General features: G+C 73.1%; 19 protein-coding genes. 8 read left to right on the top strand and 11 right to left on the bottom strand.

What is annotated here, in order from left to right; genetic code table 11:
* Positions 1-118 precede the first annotated feature (118 nt).
* Both LQ51_RS29075 and LQ51_RS29070 read left to right on the top strand, forming a co-directional pair.
* On the top strand, positions 119-1,081 hold the full coding sequence (locus tag LQ51_RS29075) for a COX15/CtaA family protein (protein ID WP_197087945.1): 963 nt from the start codon (positions 119-121) through the stop codon (positions 1,079-1,081).
* An 80-nt stretch (positions 1,082-1,161) separates the two neighbouring features.
* Entirely contained in the window at positions 1,162-2,829 is a 1,668-nt protein-coding gene (locus LQ51_RS29070; RefSeq protein WP_046571224.1) for a right-handed parallel beta-helix repeat-containing protein, read from the top strand.
* A 79-nt stretch (positions 2,830-2,908) separates the two neighbouring features.
* Here the strand turns inward: LQ51_RS29070 and LQ51_RS29065 are convergent, their stop codons facing one another.
* The 3 genes from LQ51_RS29065 to LQ51_RS29055 all read right to left on the bottom strand — a co-directional run bounded on the left by LQ51_RS29065 (position 2,909) and on the right by LQ51_RS29055 (position 5,379).
* Positions 2,909-3,829 (bottom strand): ATP-grasp domain-containing protein, encoded by a 921-nt coding sequence (locus tag LQ51_RS29065; protein ID WP_046571223.1) that lies wholly within the window; start codon positions 3,827-3,829, stop codon positions 2,909-2,911.
* A gap of 6 nt (positions 3,830-3,835) precedes the next feature.
* Positions 3,836-4,168 (bottom strand): hypothetical protein, encoded by a 333-nt coding sequence (locus tag LQ51_RS29060; RefSeq protein WP_046571222.1) that lies wholly within the window; start codon positions 4,166-4,168, stop codon positions 3,836-3,838.
* Between the two features lie 251 nt (positions 4,169-4,419).
* Positions 4,420-5,379 (bottom strand): heme o synthase, encoded by a 960-nt coding sequence (locus tag LQ51_RS29055; protein WP_046571221.1) that lies wholly within the window; start codon positions 5,377-5,379, stop codon positions 4,420-4,422.
* Positions 5,380-5,647: 268 nt separating this feature from the next.
* Between LQ51_RS29055 and tkt the strand changes: the two genes are divergently transcribed.
* The 6 genes from tkt (at position 5,648) to pgl (ending at position 14,332) form a co-directional block, all read left to right on the top strand.
* Positions 5,648-7,786 carry a transketolase gene (gene tkt, locus LQ51_RS29050; protein WP_046571219.1) on the top strand — a complete coding sequence of 713 codons (2,139 nt, stop codon included), beginning with the start codon at positions 5,648-5,650 and terminating at the stop codon, positions 7,784-7,786.
* Between the two features lie 16 nt (positions 7,787-7,802).
* A complete protein-coding gene (gene tal / locus LQ51_RS29045) occupies positions 7,803-8,981 on the top strand; it encodes a transaldolase (protein ID WP_046571257.1) in 1,179 nt (392 codons plus the stop codon).
* A gap of 145 nt (positions 8,982-9,126) precedes the next feature.
* Positions 9,127-10,770: a glucose-6-phosphate isomerase gene (locus LQ51_RS29040; protein ID WP_046571255.1), complete on the top strand. Its 1,644-nt coding sequence runs from the start codon at positions 9,127-9,129 to the stop codon at positions 10,768-10,770.
* A gap of 62 nt (positions 10,771-10,832) precedes the next feature.
* Complete coding sequence (gene zwf, locus LQ51_RS29035) at positions 10,833-12,383, top strand: glucose-6-phosphate dehydrogenase (RefSeq protein ID WP_046571253.1); 1,551 nt, start codon at positions 10,833-10,835, stop codon at positions 12,381-12,383.
* Between the two features lie 82 nt (positions 12,384-12,465).
* Positions 12,466-13,482 carry a glucose-6-phosphate dehydrogenase assembly protein OpcA gene (locus LQ51_RS29030; protein WP_046571218.1) on the top strand — a complete coding sequence of 339 codons (1,017 nt, stop codon included), beginning with the start codon at positions 12,466-12,468 and terminating at the stop codon, positions 13,480-13,482.
* Positions 13,483-13,561: 79 nt separating this feature from the next.
* Positions 13,562-14,332, top strand: a complete 771-nt coding sequence (pgl, locus tag LQ51_RS29025) for a 6-phosphogluconolactonase (RefSeq protein ID WP_046571216.1) — start codon at positions 13,562-13,564, stop codon at positions 14,330-14,332.
* 779 nt (positions 14,333-15,111) lie between these two features.
* Here pgl and LQ51_RS29020 read toward each other — a convergent pair.
* From LQ51_RS29020 to rapZ, 8 genes are all read right to left on the bottom strand, one after another.
* Positions 15,112-15,456 carry an RNA polymerase-binding protein RbpA gene (locus tag LQ51_RS29020; RefSeq protein WP_046571214.1) on the bottom strand — a complete coding sequence of 115 codons (345 nt, stop codon included), beginning with the start codon at positions 15,454-15,456 and terminating at the stop codon, positions 15,112-15,114.
* Positions 15,457-15,590: 134 nt separating this feature from the next.
* The gene (gene secG / locus LQ51_RS29015; protein WP_046571212.1) at positions 15,591-15,851 is read right to left on the bottom strand and encodes a preprotein translocase subunit SecG; all 261 of its coding nucleotides are present in this window, start codon (positions 15,849-15,851) and stop codon (positions 15,591-15,593) included.
* Between the two features lie 94 nt (positions 15,852-15,945).
* Positions 15,946-16,737 (bottom strand): triose-phosphate isomerase, encoded by a 792-nt coding sequence (gene tpiA, locus LQ51_RS29010; protein WP_046571211.1) that lies wholly within the window; start codon positions 16,735-16,737, stop codon positions 15,946-15,948.
* A complete protein-coding gene (gene pgk / locus LQ51_RS29005) occupies positions 16,738-17,937 on the bottom strand; it encodes a phosphoglycerate kinase (RefSeq protein WP_046571209.1) in 1,200 nt (399 codons plus the stop codon).
* Positions 17,934-18,938, bottom strand: a complete 1,005-nt coding sequence (gene gap / locus LQ51_RS29000; protein ID WP_046571207.1) for a type I glyceraldehyde-3-phosphate dehydrogenase — start codon at positions 18,936-18,938, stop codon at positions 17,934-17,936. The genes pgk and gap overlap by 4 nt, the downstream gene beginning before the upstream one ends.
* A gap of 267 nt (positions 18,939-19,205) precedes the next feature.
* Entirely contained in the window at positions 19,206-20,186 is a 981-nt protein-coding gene (gene whiA / locus LQ51_RS28995) for a DNA-binding protein WhiA (RefSeq protein ID WP_043967505.1), read from the bottom strand.
* Between the two features lie 54 nt (positions 20,187-20,240).
* Positions 20,241-21,275, bottom strand: a complete 1,035-nt coding sequence (locus LQ51_RS28990; RefSeq protein ID WP_046571204.1) for a gluconeogenesis factor YvcK family protein — start codon at positions 21,273-21,275, stop codon at positions 20,241-20,243.
* On the bottom strand, positions 21,272-22,183 hold the full coding sequence (gene rapZ, locus LQ51_RS28985; RefSeq protein WP_046571251.1) for an RNase adapter RapZ: 912 nt from the start codon (positions 22,181-22,183) through the stop codon (positions 21,272-21,274). The genes LQ51_RS28990 and rapZ overlap by 4 nt, the downstream gene beginning before the upstream one ends.
* Positions 22,184-22,451: the final 268 nt, after the last annotated feature.

Raw genomic sequence — 22,451 nt, 5'->3', positions numbered from 1 at the left:
AGCGCCGCCGCGTTTTTCACAACGCCAACGTTACGTAATTCGCCGGAGGGCCGCAAACCCGGGGTCCGGTGATCCCGACCACCGGGCCGGCGGAGTCACCCGATCGTGGTCCACTACGGTGCGTAGGATTCGCTCCGTGAAGGCTTCCGTCCGGTTCCCGGTCTCCGCCGCGCTGCTGCGCCGCCTCGCGTACACCTCGATCATCGCGAACGTGGCGATCGTGGTCACCGGCGGGGGGGTCCGGCTCACCCGATCCGGGCTGGGCTGCCCGACCTGGCCGCGGTGCACCGACGAGTCCTACACCACCACCCCGGAGATGGGCATCAACGGGGTCATCGAGTTCGGCAACCGGCTGCTCACCTTCGTGGTGGGGATCATCGCGCTGGCCGTGGTGCTGGCCGTGCTCGCCCACCGCCCCCGCCGGCGCGGGCTGTTGCCGCTCGCGGTCGCCGTGCTCCTGGGCATCCCCGCCCAGGCGGTGATCGGCGGCATCACCGTGCTCACCAACCTCAACCCGTGGGTGGTCGGGCTGCACTTCCTCGCCTCGATGGCGGTGATCGCCGCCGCGTACGCGCTGTGGAAGCGCACCACCGAGCCGGACGGACCGGTCACCCCCACCGTGCCCGCGCCGCTGCGTACCCTCGCCGCGCTCACCACCGTGGTGAGCGCGGCCGTGCTCGTGGTCGGCACCTGGGTGACCGGCAGCGGGCCGCACGCGGGCGACCAGGGCGCGGCCCGCAACGGGCTGGACCCGGAGGCGATCTCCCAGGTGCACGCCGACGGGGTGTTCCTGCTGATCGGCCTCTCGGTGGCGCTGCTCTTCGCGTTCCGGGCGGTCGGTGCCGCGCGCGCCGCCCGGGCCGCCGGCGTGCTGGTCGCGGTCGAGTTGGGCCAGGGGCTGATCGGCTTCGTGCAGTACTTCACCCACCTGCCCGCCGCGCTGGTCGCCGCGCACATGCTCGGCTCCTGCCTGGTGCTGCTGGCCACCCTGGGCGTGCTCTGGGCCACCCGGGAGCGGCTGCCGGCCGCCCCGCCGGCCCCGGCCGCCCCGACCGGGCAGCGGGTCACCGCCGCCGCCTGAGGGCGCGCTCCCGGCGTTACCGCCCGGCGGCAGCGGGAATGCGCCCCGCGGCAGGACCGTCCGCCCGAGGGGAGCCGCCGGTGTCGCGCAAGGGCCTATCCACGACCGTCCCGCAACGGCTGACCCCGGTGGCCGGCGCGCCGCTGTGGTGTGACGCCCAGCAGTTCGGGCTCACCGGCGACGGCGTGACCAACGATCAGCCGGCGCTGGCCGCCCTGGTGGACCGGCTGGGCGAGGGGTACGAGGCCGACGGCCGTGCCCGGGTGATCTACTGCCCGCCCGGCATCTACTCGATCCGGGACGCCGGCACGGTCTGGCGCAGCGGCGTCTCGCTGATCGGCGCCGGACCGGCGGCCACCCGGTTCCTGCTCAGCAACGAGGGCAACCGGAACGACCCGGTCCCGCTGGCGTACTGGACCACGGTGCAGCACGGCGCGGACCGGGACCGGCACATCGCCGAATGCACGTTCGCCGACTTCGAGATCGACGGCTCCGGCGTCGGCCTGGCCCGGTACAACTACCTGGCCAAGGGCCTGGGCCTGCAGTACGTGGTACGCGGCGTGTTCCGCAACCTCTACATCCACCACACCGGTGCGACCGGGCTGGGCTGCGACTTCCTCCAGGACAGCCTGATCGACGGGGTGGTCGTGGTGGGTTGCGGCCGGCTGGACAACGGCGAACAGATGGGCGGCGCCGGCATCGGCGTGGGCATCGGCGGCTGGGGTGACGTGGAGCGGCTCACCATCGCCAACTGCACCACCCTCGGCAACGGGACCAACGGGATCTTCCTGGAACTGCAGAAGGACTACTGGGCGCCGCCGCGCGGCTTCCGCATCATCGGCTGCCACAGCCAGGCGAACCGGTTCGGCATCTCCGACTGGGGCGCGGACGGCCTGATCGTCTCCGGCTGCACGCTCACCAACAACCTGGAGGCCGGCTTCGACGTCTCGGCCAACGGCACGGCCGGGATCGCCGGTCGCGGCGGACTGCTCACCGGCTGCGTGGTCGACCGCAACGTCGGCGACGGGATCAGCATGGGCAACACCCCCGGCCCGTACGCCGTGCGCGGCAACCGGATCAGCCGCAACGGCGGGTACGGCTACCACGAGCACGACCTGGGCCACGGGTACCGGGGTGCGGCCGCGGACGTGGTGGTCGAGGAGAACGACATCTGGGACAACGGGCTCGACGGGATCCGGATCGACCGGCCGATGATCGACGCGGCGCTGGTGGGCAACCGGCTCCGGGACAACGGGCGGCGATCCGCGCCGGCCTGCCGGGGCTCGGGCGACACGGTGCGCTACGGCCCGCGGCGGGTCACCGACGGGGCCGCGGACTGGCCGGCCGGCGGGCACCGGGGCAAGGTCGTGCACGTCGGCTCGCGGACCGCCGTGGTGGCCGACAACACCGGCACCGAGCTGTCCCTGGCCGAGGTCCGCCCGGACGGCGCCACCGGCTGGAACGAGGCCACCCCGGAGCCGGGCACGCCGTACGAGCTGCCGGCCGGGCCGCCGGAGCGCGCCGGGATCGCGGTGAACGCCCCGTTCGACTCGGCCATCGTGCGGGGCAACCGGATCTGGCACCGGGACGAGCACACCCAGACCTACGGGTTCTGGATCACCGGCGCGGGCAGCTGCGTGTCCTGCCGGGTGGAGGAGAACGACCTCGCCGGCAACGAGGCCGCCGTCCGGCTGGACACCCCGCCGATCGGCGGCCGCTGGGAACGCAACCACTGCGACGAGCGGTGACCCCGGCCGCGGCGCGCTCGGGCACGACCGGCCGATCGGGCACGACGGGCCGATCGGGCACCGGCCGATCGGGCGGGGATCAGGACGGGCGGGCCAGGTGGGTGGCGACCGCCTCGGCGAGCCGGTCCGGGGCGCCGTCGGCGTAGCCGACGAACAGGCTCGGCTCGGTCAGCTCCAGCTCGACCAGGACGGGCGCCCCGTCCGGGCCGGGAATCAGGTCCACCCGGGCGTAGAGCAGCCGGTCCGGGCCGCCGGGAACGGCGGCCAGGGCCCGCTCGGCGGCGTCCCGCTGCGCCGGCGTGGCCGTCCGGGACTCGATCCGCTCCTCCTTGTAGAGCGCCGCCACGCCCAGGTCGGGCCCGGTGAGCATCGGCCCCTTGCGGATCGCGTGGCTGAAGGCCAGGCCGTCCGGGCCGGCCAGGAAGAGCAGCGCGGTCTCGCCGGCGGTGTCCACCGCGTCGAGGTACGGCTGGACCATGGCGACCCGGCCGGCACCACCGAGCCGCCGCAGGTGCGCGGCGGCCAGCTTCCGGTGCTCCGGGTCGGCCAGGTCGTACCGGCCGGTGTCCTGGCTGCCGGCGCTGACCGCCGGCTTGATCACGTACTCGCCGGTGTCGGCGGGCGGATGCCAGTCCGCGCCCGGCTCCACCCAGGCGGTCGGCACGGTGGGCACGCCGGCCGCGGCCAGCTCGGCCAGGTAGCGCTTGTCGGTGTTCCAGGCGACCACGTCGACCGGGTTGGCCAGGGTGGGCACGGTGCGCGCCCAGGCGACGAACTCGTCGCGCCGCAGCGCGTAGTCCCAGGGCGAGCGGAGCACGGTCAGGTCGTACGCCGTCCAGGTCACGGCCGGGTCGTCCCAGACCACCGCCTCCGCGGCGATGCCGCGGGCGGCGAGCGGGGCGAGCACGAGCCGGTCGTCCGGGTCGAGGTCGGGCAGGGCTGTGCAGGTGACGAGAGCGACCCGGGGTTTCCCCCGGGTCGACTGGTGGTGATCGGTCAATTTATATCAACGGGACATCGTGCGCCGGGCCATCGACCGCCAGAGGTCGTTGCTCGGACGCATCTGGTCCATCAGCTCACGCTCCCAGGCGTTCTCGACGGTGACTCCCGCCGTGGCGCAGGCCTGCCGTGCCACGTCGGTGCCGTCCGCGAACTGGTCGGCCCACACTCCGTCGGAGCCCACCAGGACGATGCGCGCGCCACGCTTACCGACGTACTCGATGACCGCCTTCGCCCCGCCGTGCCCGGCGGCGAACGACTTGATGCCCGCGACCAGGCCGTTGGGGGCCTGCTCGGCGGTCTTGTCAGCCGTCAGCGTCGTATCGGAACCATCTGCCATGACGCGAAGCCTAAGCAGACTTCCACCCACGTGTGCGAGAACGATGAACTAATTGTGATGCCAATTACCTACGGGTTTAAGGAAGACCACAGGTGATTCACCCCCCTGTGTCCGCCTATGGAGGGGCGAAACGGACGGCCGGGATCGTCACAGTCTGTCCCACTTCGATGACCCTGGCGGGGCCCAGAAAAAATTCTGATGAATTCCGCGCGCCCGGGAAACCAGCCAGCCCGGCGGGGCCGGCGCGGGCCTCACAGCAGGGCGTCGAGCGCGACGGCCGCGAAGAGGATGGTGAGGTAGGTGGTGGACCAGTGGAACAGCCGCATCGGCTTGACCGCCTCGCCGCGCGTCGCACGCCGGCACAGCTTGTGCGCCTCGACCACGAAGACGCCGCCGACCACCAGCGCGGTGACCCCGTAGATCGGGCTCATGCCCAGCGGCCAGACGGCCAGCGAGGAGAGCAGCGTCAGCCAGGAGAAGGCCAGGATCTCGGCGTTGACCCGGCGGACCGAGGCCACCACCGGCAGCATCGGGATGCCGGCGCGGGCGTAGTCGGTCTTGTACTTGATCGCCAGCGCGTAGAAGTGCGGCAACTGCCAGAAGAAGACCACCAGGAACAGGCCCCACGCGGCCGGCGCCAGCGAACCGGTGACCGCGGCCCAGCCGATCAGCACCGGCGCGGCCCCGCAGATCCCGCCCCAGAACGTGTTCGCCGCCGTGGTCCGCTTGAGCCAGAGCGTGTAGACCAGGTCGTAGTAGGCGATCGCGGCGAGGGTGAGGCCGGCCGCCAGCCAGTTGGTGGTCGCCGCCATCAGCGCGACCGAGATCGCCGCCAGCACCAGCCCGAAGATGAGCGCGCTGCGCGGCGACACGGTGTGCGCGGGCAGCGGCCGGCGCTTGGTACGCCGCATCAACTGGTCGATGTCCCGGTCGATGTAGCAGTTGAGCACGCTGGCCGCCCCGGCGGCGAGCGATCCGCCGAGCAGCACCACGGCCACCAACCAGAGCGACGGCATCCCGCCGTCGGCGAGCATCATCGCCGGCACGGTGGTGACCAGCAGCAGCTCGACGATCCGCGGCTTGGTCAGCGCCACGTACGCGCTCACCACGGCCCGCACGTCCCGCCGGCCGGCCGCCGGCGTCTCCGTCAACGTGCTCACCGGCGGCTGCCCGGCAGAGTTGCTGACGGGGCGCTCGGTGATCATGCTCACGGATTGCCACCTTCCGGCTTCGGCGGGGGAGGTCGGGGTCGGCCCGGACCCGCCCGGCGGGCCCACACACCGCCCCACACACTACGCGTCGTCGTTTTGGCTGCCCCGGGGACCCGGCAACGGTGCGGACCGTCACACGGCGAGGTGAACGATGGATCCGGTCGGAGCCGTACAGACGAGCATGCAGAGATCCCCGGGCGGACGTTTAGGGCCGCTCGATAGGGTCATCAGTGAGGGTTCCGCCCATCTCCCGAGGAGCACACCAATCGTGGCTGCCAACCGACCCGAGCTTCCCGCTCTCAACTGGTCCGACCTCGACCGCAGGGCCGTCGACACGGTCCGCGTGCTGGCCATGGACGCCGTGGAGAAATCCGGCAACGGCCACCCGGGCACGGCGATGAGTCTCGCCCCGGCGGCGTACTTGCTCTTCAACCGGGTGATGCGGCACAACCCGGCGGACCCGAACTGGCCCGGCCGGGACCGCTTCGTCCTCTCCGCCGGCCACTCCAGCCTCACCCTCTACATCCAGCTCTTCCTCTCCGGCTACCCGCTGGCGCTGGAGGACCTCAAGGCGCTGCGCCAGTGGGGCTCGCTCACCCCCGGCCACCCGGAGCACGGCCACACGCCGGGCGTGGAGACCACCACCGGCCCGCTCGGCCAGGGCCTCGGCAACGCGGTCGGCATGGCGATGGCGGCCCGCCGCGAGCGCGGCCTGTTCGACCCGGACCCGGACTTTGGGCGGTCCCCCTTCGACCACGACATCTGGTGCATCGCCTCCGACGGCGACATCGAGGAGGGCATCAGCCACGAGGTCAGCTCCCTCGCCGGCCACCAGCAGCTCGGCAACCTCTGCGTGATCTACGACGACAACGAGATCTCGATCGAGGACGACACCCGGATCGCCAAGAGCGAGGACGTGGCGGCCCGCTACGCGGCGTACGGCTGGCACGTGCAGACGGTCGACTGGCGCCGCGGCGACGCCGACCAGGGCAACTACCACGAGGACGTGGAGGCGCTGTACCAGGCGCTGCTGGCCGCCAAGGCGGAGACCGGCCGCCCCTCCTTCATCGCGCTGCGCACCATCATCGGCTGGCCCGCGCCGAACAAGCAGAACACCGGCAAGATCCACGGTTCGGCGCTCGGCGCCGACGAGGTCAAGGCCACCAAGGAGATCCTCGGCTTCGACCCGGAGCGCACCTTCGAGGTCGACGAGGAGGTGCTCAAGCACGCCCGCCAGGTGATGGAGCGCGGCGCCGAGGCGCAGGCGGAGTGGACCACCTCGTTCGACGCCTGGGCGCAGGCCAACCCGGAGCGCAAGGCGCTCTGGGAGCGGATGTCGACCCGTACCCTCCCGCAGGGCTGGGCCGACAACCTGCCGACCTTCCCGGCCGACGCCAAGGGCATCGCCACCCGGGCCGCCTCCGGCAAGGTGCTGGAGGCGCTCGCCCCGGTGCTGCCCGAGCTCTGGGGCGGCTCCGCCGACCTCGCGGAGAGCAACAACACCACCATGAAGGGCGAGCCGTCGTTCGTCCCCGCGGTGCACGCCACCAAGGACTTCCCGGGCGACGAGTACGGCCGCACCCTGCACTTCGGCATCCGCGAGCACGCCATGGGCGCGATCCTCAACGGCATCGCCCTGCACGGCGGCACCCGCCCCTACGGCGGCACCTTCCTGGTGTTCAGCGACTACATGCGCCCCTCGGTGCGGCTGGCCGCGCTGATGAAGCTGCCCGTGGTCTACGTCTGGACGCACGACTCGATCGGCCTCGGCGAGGACGGCCCGACCCACCAGCCGGTGGAGCACCTGACCGCGCTGCGCGCCATCCCCGGCCTCGACGTGGTCCGCCCCGCCGACGCCAACGAGACCGCCTGGGCGTGGAGGCAGGCCCTGGAGCACACCGACCGGCCGACCGCGCTGGCGCTCAGCCGGCAGGCGCTGCCCACCCTCGACCGCACCGAGCTGGCCGGCGCCGAGGGCGTCGCCAAGGGCGGCTACGTGCTGGCCGAGGCGTCCAACGGCAAGCCGCAGGTGATCATCGTCGGCACCGGTTCCGAGGTGCAGCTCTGCCTCACCGCGCGGGAGCGGCTGGAGGCCGACGGCACCCCCACCCGGGTCGTCTCGATGCCCTGCCAGGAGTGGTTCTTCGAGCAGGACGAGGCGTACCGGGAGTCGGTGCTGCCGCGCGGGGTAAAGGCACGGGTGAGCGTGGAGGCGGGAATCGCCATGTCCTGGCGGGGCATCGTCGGGGACAGCGGCGAGAGCGTGAGCCTGGAGCACTACGGGGCGAGCGCGCCGCACACCGTGCTGTTCGAGCAGTTCGGGTTCACCCCCGACCGGATCGTGGCCGCCGCGCACGCGGCGCTGACCCGGGTGGGCGACATCACCGGTTTCACGACCGGCAACTGAGGGGAGCGTGGACGTCATGACGGACCGGCTGAGCGAGCTCCAGGCCACGGGTGTGGCCATCTGGCTCGATGATCTTTCCCGGGTACGACTCAGCTCCGGCGGGCTGGACCAGCTCCGCCGCGAGTCCCACGTGGCCGGCGTGACCACCAACCCGACCATCTTCGCCAAGGCGCTCGCCGACGCCGACGAGTACAACTGGCAGCTGCACGACCTGGCCATCCGGGGCGTCGAGGTGGAGGAGGCGGTCCGCCTGCTCACCACGTACGACGTGCGGTGGGCCTGCGACGTGATGCGCCCGTCGTACGACGCGAGCGCCGGGGTGGACGGCCGGGTCTCCATCGAGGTGGACCCGCGGCTGGCCCACGAGACCGACCGCACCGTCGCCGAGGCGAAGTCGCTCTGGTGGCTGGTCGACCGGCCGAACCTGTTCATCAAGATCCCGGCCACCGAGGCGGGCCTGCCGGCGATCACCGCCACGCTGGCCGAGGGGATCAGCGTGAACGTCACCCTGATCTTCGGGCTGGACCGGTACTCGCAGGTCATGGAGGCCTTCCTGGCCGGTCTGGAGCAGGCGAAGGCGAACGGCCACGACCTGTCGAAGATCGGGTCGGTGGCGTCGTTCTTCGTCTCCCGGGTCGACACCGAGGTCGACAAGCGGCTGGAGAAGATCGGCTCGGACGAGGCCAAGGCGCTGCGCGGCAAGGCCGCGGTGGCCAACGCCCGGCTGGCGTACGAGCGGTACTGCGAGGTCTTCGGCTCCGCGCGGTGGCAGCAGCTGGCCGAGGCGGGCGCCCACCCGCAGCGCCCGCTCTGGGCCTCCACGTCGACCAAGAACCCGGACTACCGGGACGTCATCTACGTCGAGGAGCTGATCGCGCCCGGCACGGTCAACACCATGCCGGAAGCGGTCATCCACGCGTACGCCGACCACGGCGAGACCCGCGACGACACCGTCACCGGCGGGTACGACGAGGCGCGCAAGGTCTTCACCGACCTGGCGTCGGTGGGCGTCGACATGGCGGACGTGATCGAGACGCTGGAGCGGGAGGGCGTGGAGAAGTTCGAGGCGAGCTGGCGGGAGCTGCTCGACGGGGTGCGCAAGTCGCTCGAGGCGGCCGCGCAGGGCAGTGGGCAGCCGCGCCGCGCCGCGAAGGGCAACGCGCAGGCCGCCGCCCAGGCCGGAGGCAACGCGTGACGAACGGCGCCGGACGCGTCCCGGGGCAGCGCCCCGGGACGTGCCCCGCCGTTCCCACCCGGATCGGCCCGCACGCGGTACGGATCGCGCGCGCGGGACGTGCGCCGGTCCGGCACGCCCCGTGGTCGCCAACCGGGGTGACCCCGTGAGCGAGCCGCTCGCCGGCCCTGCGGAGAGCGCCGGCGGGCTGGCCGTACGCGGCGCCGACGCCGTCGACCGGTCCGCGCCCGCCTCCGTGCGGCAGGACCTGGTCGCCCGGGGCGTCCCGGGCCGGCTCGCCGGGCAGGACCCCACCCTCTGGGGCCCGGCCGCGGCGGCCGGGGCGAAGCTCCGGCTCGGCTGGCTGGACACCCACCGGCGCAGCCGGGAACTCCTCCCCCAGCTCGCCGAGCTGACCGCCGAGCTGGACGGGCTGGACCACGTGGTGCTCGCCGGGACGGGCGGCTCGTCGCTCGCCGCGGAGGCGACCGCCCGTACCCTCGGCCGGCCGCTGACCGTGCTGGACAGCACCGACCCCGGGCAGGTCCGCGCCGCTCTCGCCGACCGGCTGGAGCGGACCGTGGTGGTGGTCTCCGGCAAGTCCGCCGCGACGGTGGAGACCGACAGCCACCGGCGGGCCTACTGGCAGGCGTTCCTGGACGCCGGGATGACCGAGGCGGAGACCGCCCGGCACTTCGTGGTGGTCACCGACCCCGGCTCGGCGCTGGAGGCGACCGCGAACGAGCTGGGCGTGCTGACCATCCCGGCCGACCCGCAGGTGGGCGGCGGGTACGCCGCGCTGACCGCGTTCGGGCTGGTCCCCACGGCGCTGGCCGGGGTGCCGGTGGCCGATCTCCTGGACGAGGCCGACGCGCTCGCCGGGGCGCTGGGACGCGACCGGGACAATCCCGGCCTGGCCCTCGGCGCGGCGCTGGGCGCGGCGGCCACCACCGGCCGGGCCACCGTCGCCCTGGTGCCCGACGGCACCGGCGCCGAAGGGCTCGGCGACTGGGCCGAGCAGTTGATCGCCGAGTCCACCGGCAAGGCCGGGATGGGCCTGCTGCCGGTGGTCGTGGAGGCCCCCGACGCGCCCGGCGCCGCCGGCCCGGACGTGCTCACGATCAGCTACGGCGGTGCGCTCGCCCCCGGCCGGGCGCCGGCCGTCGGCGCGGCCGTGGCGGTCAACGGCCCCCTCGGCGCCCACTTCCTGACCTGGGAATACGCCACCGCGGTGGCAGCCGTGACGCTGGGCGTCGACCCGTTCGACGAACCGGACGTCGCCGCGAGCCAGGAGCACACCGCCCGGCTGCTCGGCGCCGGGGTGCCGGCGGAGACCCCCTCGTTCACCGAGGGCGCGGTCGAGGTGCACGCCCCGGACGGCTTCCCCACCGACCTGGGCGGGGTGCTGCGCCGGCTGCTCGACGGGCTCGGTGACGACGGGTACCTGGCCGTGACGGCGTACCTCGACCGGTCCGCCGACGCGGCGGTGGCCGGGCTGCGCGCGCTGCTGGCGGGGGCGACCGGCCGACCGGTCACCTTCGGCTGGGGCCCGCGGCACCCGCACGCCACCGGGCAGTACCACCTGGGCGGTCCCCCGGTCGGGAGCTACCTTCAGGTGACCGGCGCGGCCACCACCGATCTGCCGGTGCCCGGCCGCCCGTACACCTTCGGAGAGCTCCAGGCGGCCCAGGCCGCCGGCGACCGGCAGGCGGTGGCCGGTCGTGGGCGAGCGGTGCTACGACTGCACCTGACCGAGCGGGCGGCGGGCGTCGCCCAGCTGCTGGATGCGGCCGGACGGACACGGACGTGACGATGAACGATGTGGATTCGGCGGAGCGAGGAGGCACCGTGAGCGCGAGCAGTGAGCCGGACCTGCGGGACCCGCAGTCGTCGGGCGAAGCGGCCACGGGGAACCCGTTGCGCGACCCGCAGGACCGGCGGCTGCCCCGGATCCCGGAGCCGTGCGCCCTGGTGATCTTCGGGGTGACCGGTGACCTGGCCCGCAAGAAGCTGTTGCCGGCGGTCTACGACCTGGCCAACCGGGGACTGCTGCCGCCCGGTTTCGTGGTCCTGGGCTTCGCCCGGCGCGACTGGGGCGACGGCGACTTCGAGTCGCTGGCCCACGACGCGGCGAAGAAGCACGCCCGCACCCCCTGGCGGGAGGAGGTCTGGGCCCGGCTCGCCGGCAACATCAAGTTCGTCGGCGGCTCGTTCGACGACGACGCCGCGTTCGACCACCTCGCCGCCACCCTCGACGAGCTGCGCGACTCGCACGGCATCACCGGCAACGCCGCCTTCTACTTCTCCATCCCCCCGGCGGCCTTTCCCGTGGTGCTCAAGCAGCTCGCCCGCACCGGCATGGCGGACAACGCCAAGTCCGGCGGCTGGCGCCGGGTGGTGGTGGAGAAGCCGTTCGGCAACGACCTGCCCTCGGCCAAGGCGCTCAACGACCTGGTCGACGACGTCTTCACCCGGCAGGACGTCTTCCGGATCGACCACTACCTGGGCAAGGAGACGGTCCAGAACATCCTCGCCCTGCGGTTCGCCAACAACCTGTTCGAGCCGCTGTGGAACTCCAAGTACGTCGACTCGGTGCAGATCACCATGGCCGAGGACGTCGGCATCGGCACCCGGGCCGCCTTCTACGACTCGGTGGGCACCGCCCGCGACGTGCTGCAGAACCACCTGCTCCAGCTGCTCGCCCTGGTCGCCATGGAGGAGCCGACCAGCTTCGACGCCGACGAGATCCGGGCCGAGAAGCTGAAGGTGCTCAAGGCGATCACCGTGCCGCAGGACGTCGCCCGGGACACCGTGCGCGGCCAGTACCTGCCCGGCTGGGTGGGCGGCGAACGCGCCGTCGGGTACCTGGAGGAGGAGGGCGTCCCCGCGGACTCCACCACCGAGACGTACGTGGCGGTCAAGCTCGGCATCCAGAACCGGCGCTGGGCCGAGGTGCCGTTCTACATCCGGGCCGGCAAGCGGCTGCCGCGGCGGGTCACCGAGGTGGCCATCATGTTCAAGAAGGCGCCGCACCTGCCGTTCAACGCGGCCGACATGGAGTCGCTCGGCCCCAACCAGCTCGTCATCCGGGTGCAGCCCGACGAGGGCGTGGTGCTGAAGTTCGGCTCCAAGGTGCCGGGCACCACCATGGAGGTCCGGGACATCGCGATGGACTTCCAGTACGGCGAGGCGTTCACCGAGTCCAGCCCGGAGGCGTACGAGCGGCTGGTGCTGGACGTGCTGATCGGCGACCGGACGCTCTTCCCGGACGCGGCCGAGGTGGAGCAGAGCTGGCAGGTCGTGGACCCGCTGGAGCACGCCTGGGTGGGCACCAAGCCGGAGCCGTACCGGGCCGGCGAGTGGGGTCCGCGGGCCGCCGACGAGATGCTGGCCCGCGACGGCCGGGCCTGGCGGCGGGCGTGACTGGCATGAGCGAGCGGACCAACGGGCACAGCAACGTGGCGGCGTCGCGCGGCGGCGCGGGCCGACGGACCAGGAGGCTCCCGTGATCGGGCTGTGGGACACGACCGGCAACGAGGTGGTCAAGGCGCTCGCCGCCGAGCGGCGCAGCGCGGGCGGGGTGGCCAGTGGCATGGCCCTCAGCCTGATCGTGGTGGTGGACGAGAAGCGGGTCCGGGAGGCGGAGGCGGCGGCGACCATCGCGGCCGCCGCGCACCCCTGCCGGCTGCTCGTGGTGGTACGCAGCGACGTCGAGCGGGAGCGCAACCGGCTGGACGCGGAGATCGTCGTCGGCGGCCGGCTGGGCCCGTGCGAGGCGGTGGTCATGCGGATGTACGGCCGGCTCGCGCTGCACGCCGAATCGGTGGTAATGCCGCTGCTGGTGCCCGACGTGCCGGTGGTGACCTGGTGGCACGGTGAGCCGCCGCAGGAGATCGCGACCGACTTCCTCGGCGTGGTGGCGGACCGGCGGATCACCGACGCGGCGCAGGCCGCCGACCCGATCGCCGCGCTGCGGCAGCGGGCCGCCGACTACGCCCCGGGCGACACCGACCTGGCCTGGACCCGGATCACCCCGTGGCGCACCCTGGTGGCCGGCGCGTTCGACACCGCCCAGGCCAGGATCACCGAGGCGACCGTGGTGGCACCCCGGAGCGACCCGACGGCGGCGCTGATGCGCGGTTGGCTCGCGGCCCGGCTCGGCATCGACCCGGTCCGCAAGGAGACCGACGAGTACCCCCGGATGCGGGAGGTGCAGCTGCGCTGCGCCAACGGCGACTCGCTGACCCTGACCCGGGACGACAGCGTGGCGGTCTTCCGGCGTACCGGGCAGGAGGACCGGACCCTGCCGCTGGTCCGCCGCCCGCTCGGCGACGAGCTGGCCGAGGAGCTGCGCCGCCTCGACGCCGACCAGGTGTACGCGGAGGCGCTCGGCGCCACCGCCGGCCTCTCCGGGTTGGACCAGCGGCCCAGCCAGCGGGTGCACGTGTGGAAGGATCCGGCGACCGCCGAGCGGGCCGAGGCCGGGATCTCCGCGCACGCGGGCGCGACCGCCAACGGGTGACCGGCGGTGGCCCGGTCGCACCGCGGCCGGACAGCACAGGTGACCGCCGTGGGGCGGTCGGAACGCGAAGGCGCGATGGATGAGTGAGGCGAGTGTCGCCGTACACGCCGATCCCGACCTGCTGGCGCAGGCCGTGGCGGCCCGGCTGGTGGTGAAGCTGCTCGACGCACAGGCGGACCGTGGCCAGGCGTCGGTGGTGCTGACCGGTGGACGGATCGCCGCGGCGGTCTACCGGGCGGTGGCCGGGCTGCCGGCCCGGGACGCCGTGGACTGGTCCCGGGTGGATGTCTGGTGGGGTGACGAGCGGTTCCTGCCGGCCGGCGATCCGGAGCGCAACGAGACCCAGGCCCGGGCGGCGCTGCTGGACGTGGTGCCGCTGGACCCGGCGCGGATCCACCCGATGCCGGCCTCCGACGGACCGGCCGGCAACGACCCGGAGACCGCCGCCGCCGGGTACGCCGAGGAACTGGCCCGGGCCGCCCGGCCGGGGCATGCCGCGCTCCCCCACTTCGACGTGCTCCTGCTCGGTGTCGGCGAGGACGGGCACGTCGCCTCGGTCTTCCCGGAGCACCCGGTGCACCACGACAACCGCCCGGTCAGCGCGGTCCGCGGCAGCCCGAAGCCACCCCCGGTACGCACCACGCTCACCCTGCCGGCGATCAACACGGCCGAGGAGGTCTGGCTGGTGGCGGCGGGCAGCGACAAGGCCCGGGCGGTGGGCATGGCCCTGGCCGGGGCCGGTCCGGTACAGCTGCCGGCGGCCGGGGCGCACGGAGTGACCCGTACCCTCTGGCTGCTGGACCGGGCCGCGGCCGCCGACGTACCGCACCGGCTGCGCAGCCTGCGCTGAGCGGGCCCCACCGGCCCGGGCTCACCGCGACGGCGGTTGCCGCTGACCGCGACGGTGGTGGCTCCGGCTCACCGCGACGGTGGTGGCTCGGGCTCACGGCGACGGTGGCGGCTCGGGCGCAGCGCGACGGTGGCGGCTCGGGCCCAGCGCGACGGCGGCGGCTCGGGCCCAGCGCGACGGTGGTGGCTCGGGCTCACGGCGACGGTGGTGCAGCGCCGCACCACCAGGGTGGCGCTGGCCTCCTCAGCCTGGACAGGTCGAGATCTTTCACGATTTCAGCGCCTGCGGGGGCCAGAACTTGCCAAGATCCCCTTACCGAAGGTGCGGACCGGACCGGCGGGTGAACCGTTCGGCGCCTGACGACTTGATGACGCAGACGAATCACGGCACTGACGCCGACGCCGGTCGCAACGCCGACGGTGGCGGTGGCGGTGGTCGCAACGCCAACGGTGGCGGTGGCGGTGGCGGTGGCGGTGGCCGAGAGTGATTCATTCACGTCATCAAGTCGGTAGCGGGTCAAAACCACCCGCCGTCGTGAGCGAACCGGGCCGCCGATGTGCGAGCGAACCGGGCCGCCGGCAGCGTGTGCGAGCGAACCGGGCCGCCGGCAGCGTGCGCGAGCGAACCCGGCGCCGGCAGCGTGCCGAATCCGCTCAGCTCCGACCGCGACGGCGACGGCACCCGCCGCACCCGAGCGGCGGACGCGCCGAGCGCCGGCTCAGCCCTTGAGCGCGACGCGGGTGCCGCACCCACAACCAGGGCGGACGTGCCGAACCCGCTCAGCCCCGACCGCGACGGCGGTGCAGCGCGTCGAGTGCCTCGGCGAGCAGTGCCTCGGCCTGCTCGGGCGTGCGCCGCTCCTGCACGTACGCCAGATGGGTCTTGTAGGGCTCGGTGCGGGCCTGACCCGGTGGGTTGTCGGGGTCGGGGCCGGCCGGCTCGCCGCAGCGCGGGCAGTCCCAGACCGCGGGGGCCTCGGCCTCGGCGGCGATGAGAAACTCGACCCGGTGGGCGTTGCGGCACCAGTAGGCGACCGGGCGGCGCGGGGCCGGCTCGGTGCGCTGGTCGAAGCGTTCGGGGGCGGACCCGATCCGGGAACCCCGGATGACGTTGCCACTCGGCACGGCTGCTCGCTCCTGTCGTCGGAGGGGACCACCGCCGGGGGGTGGGCGGCGGGCGACGCGGTGCACAGCGGAAAACAAAACTGCGCGCGGTCCGTGACGGACCGCGCGCAGATTGTACGCCTCTGAGTGCCGACTCAGGTGGCGCTGTTGAGCTGGAGGCGGAGCCAGAGCCCGATCCCGACGATGCACGCGAACCAGACGATCCCGACCAGCACGGTGTAACGGTCGAGATTCTTCTCCGCCACCGAGGAGCCGGCCAGGCTGGAGCTGACGCCGCCGCCGAACATGCTCGACAGCCCGCCACCCTTGCCGCGGTGCAGGAGGATCAGCAGGGTGAGCAGGATGCTCGTGATGACCAGCAACACGATCATCGTGTAGGCGAACCAGATCGGCATGGCGGGGGTCAGTCCTCTCGTTGCGATCACTGCCCGTCCTGTCGGGCACGGTGGCACCGACCGGTGGACGGGCAGCGTCAAGGATAGCGAGCGATCAGCGGGAGATGTGCTCCGGGAACCGGCAGATCTGCGCGAATTCCTCGGCGTCCAGGCTGGCGCCGCCGACCAGAGCGCCGTCCACGTCCGGCTGGGCCATGATCGCGGCGACGTTGGACGACTTCACCGAGCCGCCGTAGAGGATCCGGACCTGGTCCGCGGTGTCCTGGCCGAAGGTCTCCACGAGCCGCTTGCGCACCTCGCCGCAGACCTCCTGGGCGTCCTCCGGCGTCGCCGTCTTGCCGGTGCCGATCGCCCAGACCGGCTCGTACGCGACGACGACCTTGGTGACCTGCTCGCCGGTGAGCCCGCGGAGCGCGCCGTCGAGCTGGTCGCAGCAGTGCGGCACGTGCCGCAGCTGCTCCCGGACCTCCAGGCCCTCGCCGATGCAGAGGATCGGGGTCAGGCCGTTCGCCAGCGCGGCGGTCACCTTGTCGTTGACCAGCGCGTCGTCCTCGTGGTGGTACTGCCGCCGCTCGGAGTGGCCGACCACCACGTAGGTGCAGCCCAGCTTGGCGAGCATCGGCCCGGAGATGTCCCCGGTGTACGCGCCCGACTGGTACGGCGACAGGTCCTGCGCGCCGTAGCCGATCAGCAGCTTGTCGCCGTCCACCGCGGTCTGCACGGTGCGCAGGTCGGTGAAGGGCGGCAGCACCACGCACTCGACGTCGGTGAGCTGCTTCTCGTTGAGGCTCGCGGCCAGCTTCTGCACCAGCAGGTTGGCCTCGAGGTGGTTCAAGTTCATCTTCCAGTTGCCGGCCATCAGCGGCCGGCGGGTCGAGCTCGCCATTCAGTTCTCCAGGGCCGCGATGCCGGGGAGGGTCTTGCCCTCGAGGTATTCCAGGGACGCGCCGCCGCCGGTCGAGATGTGCCCGAACGAGGACTCGTCCAGCCCCAGCGCGCGGACCGCCGCCGCGGAGTCACCGCCACCGACCACGCTGAACGCGTCGGCCTTGGTGATCGCCTCGGCCACCCCGCGGGTGCCGTTCGCGAACGCGGCCATCTCGAACACGCCCATCGGGCCGTTCCAGAAGATGGTCTTCGCCTGGGACAGCGCCGCCGCGAAGCCGGCCACCGTCTCCGGGCCGATGTCCAGGCCGAGCCGGTGGCTGGGAATGCCGTCGGCGCGGACGGTGTCGTGCGCGGCGTCCGGCGCGAACGCGTCGGCGGCCACCACGTCGACCGGGAGCATGATCTTGCCCGGCGCGCGCTCCATCAGGTTGCGGCAGGTCTCGACCATCTCCTTCTCCAGCAGCGACGTGCCCACCTCGTGACCCTGCGCCTTGAGGAAGGTGAAGCACATGCCGCCACCGATGAGCAGCCGGTCGACCGTCGGCAGCAGGGCCTCGATCACCGCCAGCTTGTCGGAGACCTTGGACCCGCCCAGCACCACCACGTACGGCCGCTCCGGCTCGCCGGTGAGCCGGCTGAGCACCTCGACCTCGCGCAGCACCAGCCGGCCCGCCACGTGCGGCAACCGGGCCGGCACGTCGTACACGCTGGCGTGCTTGCGGTGCACCGCGCCGAACGCGTCGTCGACGTACACGTCGCCCAGGGCGGCGAGCTGGTCGGCGAAGGCGCCCCGCTCGGCGTCGTCCTTGCTGGTCTCGCCCTTGTTGAAGCGCAGGTTCTCCAGCAGGGCGACCTGCCCGTCGGCCAGGCCCGCCACCGTGGCGCGCGCCGAGTCGCCGACCGTGTCCTCGGCGAAGTGGACCGGCGCCCCGAGCAGCTCACCCAGCCGCCCCGCCACCGGACGGAGGCTGAACTGCGGGTCCGGCGCGCCCTTGGGGCGGCCCAGGTGCGAGCAGACCACCACCTTGGCGCCGGCCTCGACCAGCGCGCTCAGCGTCGGCAGCACGGCCCGGATCCGGCCGTCATCAGTGATCGCCCCGGACTGCTTGTCGAGCGGGACGTTCAGGTCGGCGCGCACCAGCACACGCCGACCCGACACCCCCTCGGCGAGCAGGTCGTCGAGGTTGCGGATGCTCACAGCGACGAACCGACCAGCTTGACCAGGTCGACCAGGCGGTTCGAGTAGCCCCACTCGTTGTCGTACCAGCCGACGACCTTGACCTGGTTGCCGATCACCTTGGTCAGCGGCGCGTCGAAGATGCACGACGCCGGGTCGGTGACGATGTCGGCGGAGACGATCGGGTCCTCGTTGTAGACCAGGATGCCCTTGAGCGGGCCGTCCGCGGCGGCCTTCAACGCGGCGTTGACCTCGTCCACGGTGGTCTCCCGGCCGACCTCGACGGTCAGGTCGGTGGCCGAGCCGGTCGGGATCGGCACCCGCAGCGCGTAGCCGTCCAGCTTGCCCTTCAGGTCCGGCAGCACCAGGCCGATCGCCTTCGCGGCGCCGGTCGACGTCGGCACGATGTTCAGCGCGGCGGCGCGGGCCCGGCGCAGGTCCTTGTGCGGCGCGTCCTGCAGGTTCTGGTCCTGCGTGTACGCGTGGATGGTGGTCATCAGACCCTTGGTGATGCCGAACGTGTCGTGCAGGACCTTCGCCATCGGGGCGAGGCAGTTGGTGGTGCAGGACGCGTTCGAGATGATGTTGTGCTTGGCCGGGTCGTACTGGTCCTGGTTGACGCCCATGACCACGGTGACGTCCTCGTTCTTCGCCGGCGCGGAGATGATGACCTTCTTGGCCCCGCCGTCGATGTGCGCCTTCGCCTTGGTGGCGTCGGTGAAGAAGCCGGTGGACTCGATCACGACGTCCGCGCCGACCTCGCCCCACGGCAGCTTGGCCGGGTCCTTCTCGGCGTACGCCTTGATGGTCTTGCCGCCCACGGTGATCTCGTCGGCGGTCGCCTTCACCTCGTGCGGGAGGCGGCCCAGGATGCTGTCGTACTTGACAAGGTGGGCGAGCGTCGCGTTGTCGGTCAGGTCGTTCACCGCCACGACCTCGATGTCCGCACCGGACGCCAGCACTGCCCGGAAGAAGTTACGGCCGATCCGGCCGAAACCGTTGATGCCAACCCGGATGGTCACAGGTCCCATCTCCTCGCGTTCTGGTCCGCCGGCGTCAGACCACTGCCGGCGGAGGTGTGTGCGCCGACCGTAGGAGCCGGCCGTTGACGATGTCATCTCGGCCACCCCGCCGCGGTCTGTCCCAGACCTGACCGCCCGAGGCGGTGAGTACGGCGAGGAATGCCTGTGCCGGCCCCCTTGCCGTACGCAGCGACCCTATCCGAGCGTGCGCCACCGCGCTGCGGCGGGTGGTGATCCCGCCCGCACGCGAACAGCCGCACGGTCCTATCAGACCACGAGCATGTCGGGCGTGACGGCCGCTTCGGTATCCGGGATGCCCAGGTCGCGGGCCCGCTTGTCGGCCAGCGCGAGCAGCCGCCGGATCCGGCCGGCGATGGCGTCCTTGGTCAGCGGCGGGTCGGCGAGCGCGCCCAGCTCCTCCAGCGAGGCCTGCCGGTGCTCAAGCCGCAGCCGGCCGGCCGAGGTGAGGTGGTTGGGGGCGTCGTCGGCAAGGATCTCCAGCGCGCGGGTGACCCGGGCGGCGGCGGCCACCGCGGCGCGGGCCGAGCGGCGCAGGTTGGCGTCGTCGAAGTTGGCCAGCCGGTTGGCGGTCGCCCGGACCTCCCGGCGCACCCGCCGCTCCTCCCAGGCCAGCACGCTGGAGTGGGCGCCGATGCGGGTGAGCAGGGCGGCGATCGCGTCGCCGTCCTTGACCACGACCCGGTCCACCCCGCGTACCTCTCGGTTCTTCGCGGTGATGCCGATCCGGCGGGCCGCGCCGACCAGCGCCAGCGCGGACTCCGGGCCCGGGCAGGTGATCTCCAGCGCGCTGGAGCGGCCCGGTTCGGTGAGCGAGCCGTGCGCCATGAAGGCGCCCCGCCAGGCGGAGACCGCGCAGCACACGTTCGCGGCCACCACGTGCGGCGGCAGCCCGCGCACCGGACGGCCCCGGACGTCGAGCAGGCCCGTCTGCCGGGCGAGGGCCTCCCCGTCCTTGACCACCCGGACGATGAAGTGGCTGCCCTTGCGCAGCCCACCGGAGGCGAGCACGTGGATCTCGCTCGAGTAGCCGTAGACCTCGGCGATCTCGCGGCGCAGCCGCCGGGCGACCGCGCCGGTGTCCAGCTCCGCCTCGACCACCACCCTGCCGGACACGATGTGCAGGCCACCCGCGAAGCGCAGCAGGGCGGCCATCTCCGCGCGCCGGCAGCACGGCTTGGGTACGTCGACCCGACTCAGCTCGTCCTTGACCGCGGCCGTCATCGCCATAGTGCGCCCCCTCACGGACCGGTACCGGCGTGTCGCCGGTGATTACGTACGTGTCTAACGATCGGCGCCCAGGACCGGCACCAGTGCGGCGCCCAGCGCGGCTGGATCATGACGGGGCGTGCCGTCGGTGACGGCGACGGGGGCGAGGACCAGCCGGGCACCCAGCGATTCTGCCGCACGTTCGACCGCCTCGGGATCACCCACCGCCGTGGAGTCCGCCAGCACCATGTCCACCTTCAGCTCGGGCAGATAGCGCCCGAGGGTGTCCAGATGGTCGGGCAGGGAGAGCCCCAAGGTCTCCTTCTCCGCCACCAGGTTGAGGGTCACCAGACGGCGGGCCGGGCTGGACACGATCGCGTCGGCCAGCCCGGGCACCAGCAGGTGGGGCAGCACGCTGGTGTACCAGCTGCCCGGCCCGAAGATCAACCAGTCGGCGGCGCGGACCGCGGCGACCGCCTCCGCGCAGGCCGCCGGCGCGGCCGGGGTGAGCCGCAGCGACTCCACCCGCCCCGTGGTGACCGCCACCTGGTGCTGGCCACGCAGCACGCGTACCTCGTCGGGGTGGTCCGGGTCGGCGCCGCGTACCCGGGCCTCGATGCCCACCGGCTGGCACGACATGGGCAGCACCCGGCCGACCGCGCCGAGCATCGCCCCGGCGTGGTCGAGCGCGGCCACCGGGTCACCGAGGAGTTCCATCAGCCCGTGCAGCAACAGGTTGCCGACGGCGTGTCCGGCGAGCGGGTCGGCCGCCGTCGCGCCGGCCCCGGCGCTCACCGCGGCGCCGCCGGGCGGCGGTCCCACGGTGACGCCCGCCTGCCGCGCCGCGGCGGCGAAGCGGTGCTGGAACAGCGCGGCGCTGCGCCGGGTGGCCGGGTGGTCGCCGGCGAGGGCGACCAGCGCCTGCCGCAGGTCACCGGGGGGCAGGCCGCCGCGCTCGGCGCGCAGCCGCCCGCTGGAGCCGCCGTCGTCGCCCACCGTGACCACCGCGGTGATGTCCAGGTCCAGCCCGGGTACGCAGTGCCGCAGCGCCCGCAGCGACGCCGAGAGCCCGTGCCCGCCGCCGAACGCGACCACCCTGGTCGGGATCATTCCCGCCCCAGGTCCCGGTGCTGGGCGTTGGCCGCGATGCCGGACTGGCGCAGCCGCGCGGCCAGCTCCTCGGCGATGGCGACGCTGCGGTGCTTGCCGCCGGTGCAGCCGACCGCGACGGTCAGGTAGCGCTTGCCCTCCCGCTCGAAACCGCCGGTGGTGGCGTTGACCAGGTCGGCGTAGCCGGCCACGAAGCCCTCCGCGCCCTCCTGGCCCAGCACGTACGCGCTGACCGCCTCCTCCCGGCCGGTGTGCTCGCGCAGCTCCGGCACCCAGTACGGGTTGGGCAGGAACCGGGCGTCCATCACGAAGTCGGCGTCCGGGGGCAGGCCGTACTTGAAGCCGAAGGAGAGCACGGTGATCCGCAGCCGGCGGGCGTCCTCGCCGCCGAAGAGCTCCTCGACCCGGCGGCGCAGCTGGTTGACGTTCAGGTGGCTGGTGTCGATGATCACGTCGGCCTGGTCGCGGGCCTCCTCCAGCAACGCCCGTTCCACCGCGATCCCGTCGGCCAGCCGCCCCTCGCCCTGCAACGGGTGGGACCGGCGGACGCTCTCGAAGCGGCGGATCAGCACCTCGTCGTCGGCGTCGACGAAGACCACCCGGGGGTGGAAGCCGCGCTCGCGCAGCTCCCGGATCGCTCCGGCCAGGTCGGTGGAGAAGGCGCGGGAGCGCACGTCCAGCACCATGGCGGTACGCCGGGCCGCGCCGCCGGCCTTGAAGGCCAGCTCGGCCATGTCGAGCATCAGCGCCTGGGGCAGGTTGTCGACCACGTAGAAGCCGACGTTCTCCAACGCCCGGGCGACCGTGCTGCGGCCACCGCCGGAGAGGCCGGTGACCACGACCAACGTGGTGTCCGCCTCGGCCGGCGCCGGCCGGCCGAGGGCCGGCTCCGTACCGGCCGTCGACACCGGGTCTCCCGTCCGCGCCTCGCTCACCCGCTACCCCCAAGCTGTGGCGCCGCGGCCGGTCGGCCGCGCCTGGTCAGTCAGCGACTCTAACGGCTCCGACCCCGCCCGGGATTCCACGGGGTGACGACGGGAACAGGTACTTGTCCGGTTTGCCGGATCCGGCCCTCCACCCGGGTCGTCCTTCCGACACGCCGGTACGTCGGCGTCCCGTACCTCCGGGGGCCGGCGACGCCGCCGGCTTCCGCGCCGTCCCCGGCCCTGGGTCGGC

The sequence above is a fragment of the Micromonospora sp. HK10 genome (genome assembly GCF_000982955.1).
Lineage (GTDB): Bacteria > Actinomycetota > Actinomycetes > Mycobacteriales > Micromonosporaceae > Micromonospora.
This window is presented reverse-complemented; position numbering and strand designations above follow the sequence as displayed.

Bases quoted from the DNA above. Each gene is read 5' to 3' on its own strand.
- tpiA (WP_046571211.1), bottom strand. From the start codon at position 16,737: ATGGCGAGCTCGACCCGCCGGCCGCTGATGGCCGGCAACTGGAAGATG.
- tal (WP_046571257.1), top strand. From the start codon at position 7,803: ATGACGGACCGGCTGAGCGAGCTCCAGGCCACGGGTGTGGCCATCTGG.
- LQ51_RS29060 (WP_046571222.1), bottom strand. From the start codon at position 4,168: ATGGCAGATGGTTCCGATACGACGCTGACGGCTGACAAGACCGCCGAG.
- LQ51_RS28990 (WP_046571204.1), bottom strand. From the start codon at position 21,275: ATGATCCCGACCAGGGTGGTCGCGTTCGGCGGCGGGCACGGGCTCTCG.
- secG (WP_046571212.1), bottom strand. From the start codon at position 15,851: ATGCCGATCTGGTTCGCCTACACGATGATCGTGTTGCTGGTCATCACG.
- whiA (WP_043967505.1), bottom strand. From the start codon at position 20,186: ATGGCGATGACGGCCGCGGTCAAGGACGAGCTGAGTCGGGTCGACGTA.
- pgl (WP_046571216.1), top strand. From the start codon at position 13,562: ATGAGTGAGGCGAGTGTCGCCGTACACGCCGATCCCGACCTGCTGGCG.